Here is a 6,235-nt window from a genome sequence, read left to right on the forward strand (position 1 = left end):
TTTTAGTTGAAATGTTCTCTTTTTGGTCCCATAAGGAACAAGAGGCGAACAAAGCAGTGATTGCCGCCCGTTCAAGGGTGTGACACAAGAGAAGGCGACAGGACAATGGCGGATCTTCTGACAATGAACGACAAGAAAAGCGCGGATAAGCAAAAGGCGTTGGATAGCGCATTGGCGCAGATCGAACGGCAGTTCGGTAAGGGCTCGATCATGAAGCTGGGCGAAGACGCCAAGCAGGATATCGATGCCAGCTCGACCGGATCTCTGGGTCTGGATATTGCGCTGGGAATTGGTGGCTTGCCGATGGGCCGGATTGTCGAGATCTACGGCCCTGAAAGCTCGGGTAAAACCACGCTGACTTTGCATTGTATCGCGGAACAGCAGAAACGCGGTGGTGTCTGTGCGTTCGTGGATGCGGAACACGCGCTGGATCCGCAATATGCACGCAAGCTGGGCGTTGATCTGGATGAGCTGCTGATCTCACAACCTGACACCGGCGAACAGGCGCTTGAGATCACCGATACTCTGGTGCGGTCGGGTGCGGTGAACATGGTTGTGGTCGACTCGGTTGCAGCGTTGACGCCGAAATCAGAGCTTGAAGGTGACATGGGCGACAGCAATGTCGGCGTTCAGGCCCGCTTGATGAGCCAGGCTATGCGTAAACTAACCGGCTCGATCAGCCGTTCGAACTGCATGGTCATCTTTATCAACCAGATTCGGATGAAGATTGGCGTTATGTTCGGCAGCCCGGAAACCACCACTGGTGGTAACGCGCTGAAATTCTACAGCTCGGTCCGTTTGGATATCCGCCGTATCGGCGCGATCAAGGACCGTGACGAGGTTGTGGGCAACCAGACCCGTGTGAAAGTCGTCAAGAACAAGGTGGCGCCGCCGTTCAAACAGGTGGAATTCGACATCATGTATGGCGAAGGTATTTCAAAAATGGGTGAGCTTTTGGACCTGGGCGTAAAAGCTGGTGTGGTCGAAAAATCGGGCTCATGGTTCAGCTACGGCGATGAAAGGATTGGGCAGGGGCGTGAGAACGCCAAGCAATACCTACGCGACAATAGCCGCGTCGCGCTTGAGATTGAGGATAAAATCAGGGCTGCACACGGTCTGGACTTTGATATGCCGCCGCAAACCGAGGATGACGATATCCTGGAAGCGTGAAGCGCGGCTGAAGGGAACAAATGAAAACTGTGCCGGATAGACGGCGCTAAGAATTCTGCAACAAGGCGGTCCATTGGGCTGCCTTGTTTCGTTCTGTGGTGCCTGACCTGTGGACACTTCCGGGGCGCAGGGCTAAACCTTTGCAAACCCAAACGACTGCGCGCTGAGAGAGCCTGATGCCCACGCTGAACGATATACGATCGACCTTTCTGAACTACTTTTCCAAGCAGGGGCACGAGGTGGTTGCGTCCAGCCCATTGGTTCCACGCAACGATCCGACGCTTATGTTCGTGAATTCCGGAATGGTGCAGTTCAAAAACCTGTTCACCGGCCTCGAAACGCGGGACTATTCGCGCGCGACCACGGCACAGAAATGTGTGCGTGCTGGCGGTAAGCATAATGACCTCGATAACGTGGGCTATACGGCTCGCCATCACACATTCTTTGAGATGCTGGGGAACTTCTCATTTGGGGATTACTTCAAACATGAAGCCATCCCCTTTGCATGGGAGCTGATCACCAAAGAATTCGGGATTGATAAAACACGTTTGCTAACGACCGTTTACCATACCGATGACGAGGCGTTCGATATCTGGAAAAAAGTTGGTGTTCCCGAGGACAGGATCATCCGCATCGCGACCAACGACAATTTTTGGCAGATGGGGCCAACAGGGCCTTGTGGTCCATGCACAGAAATTTTCTACGACCACGGTGACCATATTTGGGGAGGCCCTCCGGGTTCAGCCGAAGAGGATGGCGATCGTTTCATCGAAATTTGGAACGTCGTTTTCATGCAAAACGAGCAGTTCGAAGACGGCTCGATGGTGGAACTCGACATGCAGTCGATCGACACGGGCATGGGGTTGGAACGCATAGGTGCGCTGCTTCAGGGCAGCCACGACAACTATGACACTGATCTGTTCAAGACTCTGATCGAGGCGTCGGCGGATGTGACCAATATTGATCCTTACGGGGATCAGAACGTGCATCACCGTGTGATTGCGGATCACCTGCGCTCGACCTCGTTCCTGATCGCCGATGGTGTAATGCCCAGCAATGACGGTCGTGGATATGTTTTGCGCCGGATTATGCGGCGCGCCATGCGTCATGCGCATCTACTGGGGGCCAAGGATCCGGTTATGCACCGCCTGGTTCCGACGCTGGTTCAGCAGATGGGCGCGCATTACGCAGAGCTAGGCCAAGCTCAGGCACTGATCGAAGAGACTCTGTTGCTCGAAGAGACCCGGTTCAAACAGACTCTGGATCGCGGTCTCAAACTGTTGGACGACGAAGTCGCCGGTTTGGCGGATGGGGCCGCATTGCCCGGTGATGCTGCGTTCAAACTTTATGACACTTATGGGTTTCCGCTGGATCTGACGCAGGATGCTCTGCGCGAAAAAGGTCGGACCGTTGATGTGGATGGCTTCGATGCAGCCATGGCGGAACAAAAGGCCAAGGCCCGGGCTGCTTGGGCAGGGTCCGGAGAGGCCGCCGATCAGGCCGTTTGGTTCGATGTTCTCGATGCAGCAGGTGCGACAGATTTCCTTGGATATGAAACTGAGAAAGCCGAAGGACAAATCGCTGCGCTGGTTGTTGACGGTGCTTTGGTCGACACGATTGAGCAAGGCGGCACCGGTTGGGTCGTAGTGAACCAGACACCGTTCTACGCCGAAGCAGGCGGGCAGGTCGGTGACTCGGGCGAACTTCGCCGCCTGGAAGAACGCAACGATGTTTCACGCGTCGAAGACACGCGTAAATTTGCCGAAGGTAAGGTTTATGCCCATAAGGTAACGGTCGATAAAGGAACCCTGTCCAAAGGGGACGCGGTCGAGCTTGAGGTTGATCATGCCCGTCGTTCTGCGATCCGGGCTAACCACTCGGCAACACACCTGCTGCACGAAGCACTGCGGGAAACGCTGGGTGACCATGTTGCGCAGCGCGGTTCGCTGAACGCTTCTGACAGGCTGCGCTTTGACTTCAGTCATTCAAAGGCTTTGACTACTGAGCAAATTCAGACGGTCGAGCAAGAAGTCAACGCGTTCATCCGCCAGAACTCAATGGTTGAGACCCGGATTATGACCCCGGACGACGCGCGTGCCCTTGGTGCGCAAGCGCTGTTCGGCGAGAAATACGGCGATGAGGTCCGTGTTGTTTCGATGGGTAAATCTCCGACAGGCAAGGGTCAGGATGGGGAAACTTGGTCGATTGAACTGTGCGGAGGAACCCATGTCCGTCAGACTGGCGATATTGGAACCTTTGTTGTGCTGGGTGACAGCGCAAGTAGCGCGGGTGTGCGCCGGATCGAAGCTTTGACCGGTGACGAAGCTTTCCGGCATTTGTCTGCACAGGATCAACGGCTGGGCCAACTCGCGGCTGAGTTAAAAGCGCAACCAGATGACGTGGTAAGCCGAGTGAAATCCTTGTTGGATGAGCGCAAGTCGCTTCAGAACGAGGTGGCGCAGTTGCGCCGTGATCTGGCGATGGCTGGTGGTTCCGGTCAGGGGAGTGTTGAGGCCAAGGATGTAAACGGAGTTCCGTTCCTTGCGCAGGCGCTGACAGGCGTTTCAGGCAAGGACTTGCCCGCCTTGATTGATGAACACAAATCCCGCCTCGGATCAGGTGCTGTTCTTTTGATCGCGGATGCTGGCGGAAAGGCCGCCGTGGCTGCAGGCGTGACGACCGATCTGACTGACAAGGTCTCAGCGGTTGATCTTGTTCGGGCCGCAGTTGCAGAGCTTGGCGGCAAAGGCGGCGGTGGACGTCCGGACATGGCGCAAGGTGGCGGCAAGGACGCTTCGAATTCGGATGCGGCGATCAAAGCCGCAGAACAAGTGTTGGAGGGGTAAAATGGCTGCACTTTGGATTGCTCATGTCACGGTAACAGACACAGAAGCCTACGGAAAATATGCCGAACTGGCCGGACCAGCTATTGCCAAGCACGGGGGTGAGTTCATCGCGCGCGCGGCAAGATATGTGCAGTTGGAAGGAAAGGAGCGCCCTAGAAACGTCGTGGCGCGCTTCCCTTCTGTTGAAGCGGCCGTGGAATGCTATAATTCCGACGACTACCAAAAGGCATTGGATTTTGCCCGCGGCGCCAGTGAGCGCGAATTGGTGGTTGTGGAAATTACCGAGTAGAATCATTCGTTTTGCCCGAGCGGTGACGGTCGGGCACAACATCAGATGGGCGGATTTCGGCCAAGTTCAAAATTGTGAATTGTGGCCGAATCCACTGAGATGCCTGTAGATTGAAATTCTATTTAAATCAAAGCCTTATATTCTTGGGTTCAGCTGACTCTTCGTAAGCCGGGCCGCAAATGTGGCTATCGTCCCATAATTCCTGCGCGAAATGGTCATATTGAGTGACGAATTTCCGCCTTTTTTCCCACGCATCGTTTCCTCAGATTGCGCTGCCGCACCCGTTTACCGATAGTTTCCTAAATGGGGATACGGTCCGGCCTGTTGGCAATCGCACACAGAGGCTAGGATCGAGGGACAGGCATGAATCCGGTTGAAGGCGTACTAAGAACTGTCATTGGGCATGCGTTCCCAATTTCAGGGAAGATTGCGAGCGTTACGGCTATTGTTTTTGCTGGCTTTTTGGCGGGAACAAACGCCCAAGCAAGCGAAGGCAACTTTATCGAAAGTGTGGTGTCTACCCCGCCTCCGGCCGGGGCTCGTCAACTTTGCCATAAGTATTCATGGGCATGTTCAACTGGCGCTTCGGTCGTTTTGACCAGCCACCAGGAAATGCAGATTGTTAAGCGCGTGAACCGCAAGATCAATCGGACAACGCGCGAGGTTACTGACCAGTCACAGTATCGCACGATTGAACGGTGGGCCTTGCCCACCCGTCGCGGCGGCGATTGCGAAGATTTTGCGCTGCTAAAGAAACGAGACCTTATCCGAGCGGGCATTGACCCGAGCAAGCTGCTGATCGCGACTGTGCTCGACACAAGACGAAATGCGCATGCCGTATTGGTCTATCGGTCAGCAGCCGGCGATCTGGTTTTGGACAATCTTACCAACTCGATCAAACCCTGGTCCGATACACGCTATCTTTTCCTTCGTATGCAGGATCCAAGACAGCCCGAAAATTGGGTAGGTGTCTATCGTAAGAGCTGATTTTCCAGGGATCATTTTGCCAACGCAACGCTAAAAAAGGGCGCCGTAAAGGGCGCCCTTATGTTTTTGAAACGTTGGATGATGGTCAGATCACGTGTTTCATGAGGTAGGTGTATAGACGGCCGTTACGTTAGTTAATCGTCCCGCCTTTTCCACCTTTGCCGCCACCGACGCCGCCGGAATTTCCACCGTTTCCAGAGCCACCGTTACCGTTTCCATTTCCGTTATTGCTGCCGCCGTTGCCAGATCCTTGACCGGATCCGCTGGTGTTCCCACCGCCGTTCCCAGAGTTAGGACTGTTTCCATTGCCGTTTCCGGGGCCGCCATTGTTGCCGCCGTTACCGTTTCCGCCTTGGCCGCCATTACCTCCGTTACTGCCACCGTTGCCGGAACCGCCGCCGCCGTTTCCGTTACCGTTGTTTCCGCCACCGTTGCCAGTTCCCGGTCCTGAGCCGCCGGTGTTTCCGCCGCCGTTGCCAGGGTTGCCACTATTCCCGTTGCCATTCCCTGGGCCGCCATTGCCGCCACCGTTTCCGTTGCCGCCTTGGCCGCCGTTTCCACCATTGCTGCCGCCGTTTCCGGAACCACCGCCGCCGTTGCCGTTACCGTTGTTTCCGCCACCGTTGCCAGTTCCCGGTCCTGAGCCGCCAGTGTTTCCGCCGCCATTGCCAGGGTTGCCACCGTTTCCGTTGCCATTCCCTGGGCCGCCGGTTCCGCCACCGCCACCGCCGGTTCCACCACCGCCGCCGCCGGTTCCGCCACCGCCACCGCCGGTTCCACCACCGCCGCCGCCGGTTCCACCGCCGCCGCCGCCGGTTCCGCCACCGCCGCCGCCGGTTCCGCCACCGCCGCCGCCGCTTCCACCACCGCCGCCGCCGATTCCACCACCGCCGCCGCCGGTTCCACCGCCGCCGCCGCCGGTTCCACCACCGTCGGTTCCACC

5 protein-coding genes are annotated in these 6,235 nt (G+C 56.4%); 4 read left to right on the forward strand and 1 reads right to left on the reverse strand.

Translation table 11 applies throughout. The features are described from left to right. Positions 1–105 precede the first annotated feature (105 nt). From recA to ACR0BD_RS12895, 4 genes are all read left to right on the forward strand, one after another. Positions 106–1,170, forward strand: a complete 1,065-nt coding sequence (gene recA / locus ACR0BD_RS12880) for a recombinase RecA (RefSeq protein WP_480693600.1) — start codon at positions 106–108, stop codon at positions 1,168–1,170. Positions 1,171–1,346: 176 nt separating this feature from the next. After that, positions 1,347–4,016, forward strand: a complete 2,670-nt coding sequence (alaS, locus tag ACR0BD_RS12885; protein WP_480830989.1) for an alanine--tRNA ligase — start codon at positions 1,347–1,349, stop codon at positions 4,014–4,016. A gap of 1 nt (position 4,017) precedes the next feature. After that, entirely contained in the window at positions 4,018–4,305 is a 288-nt protein-coding gene (locus ACR0BD_RS12890) for a DUF1330 domain-containing protein (RefSeq protein ID WP_480693598.1), read from the forward strand. A gap of 363 nt (positions 4,306–4,668) precedes the next feature. Further along, complete coding sequence (locus ACR0BD_RS12895) at positions 4,669–5,292, forward strand: transglutaminase-like cysteine peptidase (protein ID WP_480693597.1); 624 nt, start codon at positions 4,669–4,671, stop codon at positions 5,290–5,292. Positions 5,293–5,422: 130 nt separating this feature from the next. On the opposite strand, the gene ACR0BD_RS12900 is transcribed toward ACR0BD_RS12895, so the two are convergent. After that, a partial coding sequence (locus ACR0BD_RS12900; RefSeq protein ID WP_480830992.1) for a hypothetical protein occupies positions 5,423–6,235 on the reverse strand: 813 nt, incomplete at its 5' end.

The organism is Ruegeria sp. G5 (genome assembly GCF_056533365.1).